Raw genomic sequence first — 785 nt, 5'->3', positions numbered from 1 at the left:
TTCAGAGTTATAACAATCCATAATCGTTGATAGATATAGTTTCTTTCCTTTGATAGGTAACGCAAACTCTGTGACATCTGTCACCCATAGTTGATTAAATGTTTTCGGCTTAAAGTTACGCTTTACCTTATTTGGAGAGACTTTTCCAACTTGCCCTTTATATGAACTGTAACGTGTTCTCGATTTGTTTTTGAATTTTTGACACAGTAAATTATAGGTTTTCATAATACGTAACAAGCGCTTATGATTCACCACAATTTGTTCTCTGTTTTCGAGTATTGCTTTGATTCTTCTGTAACCATATCTACCTTTATGTTTTGAGACTATCTCTCTAATTTTATCTACTAGCCATTGATCTTTTTGTTCCTGATCATCCATATGTTTTATCCAGTAGTAATATACAGACTTTGGTAGCTTCAACACCGTTAGGATTTCCTTCAGCGTATAAGTTGTCTCTTGCCTTACCTCAAGCGCTACTTTCGTTTTTTGTCTGTTGGATCTGTCGGTAAGGCGTTTAACTTTTTTAGAATGATATTTTCCAGTTCTTTCATTCTGAGTTCTTCTCTTAGACGTTCTAACTCTTCGCGTTCTGTTTCATTCAGTGGTTCACTCTTCGATACTTGTTTTTGGTTATTTTCTTTCTTAGACATATACTTTCTTGGTCTCCCTTGTTTGCCCTCTAGAGCAGCCGGACCACCTGCTTGTAATTTGCGATTCCAGTTAGCGATTGTTGGATAATGCTTGATACCAAAGTATTCCGCTGTTTCTCTATAGGACAATTGATT

The 785-nt window shown here is 36.1% G+C and carries 2 protein-coding genes; both read right to left on the bottom strand.

Annotated features, from left to right (window positions below):
* A partial coding sequence (locus HMPREF2767_RS00375) for an IS3 family transposase (protein ID WP_148128980.1) occupies positions 1 to 423 on the bottom strand: 423 nt, incomplete at its 3' end.
* Between the two features lie 50 nt (positions 424 to 473).
* Positions 474 to 785: helix-turn-helix domain-containing protein (locus tag HMPREF2767_RS00370; RefSeq protein WP_148128979.1), on the bottom strand; the 312-nt coding region annotated here is incomplete at its 5' end.

Source organism: Nosocomiicoccus sp. HMSC067E10 (assembly GCF_001810835.1).
Classification (GTDB): domain Bacteria; phylum Bacillota; class Bacilli; order Staphylococcales; family Salinicoccaceae; genus Nosocomiicoccus; species Nosocomiicoccus ampullae_A.
This window is presented reverse-complemented; position numbering and strand designations above follow the sequence as displayed.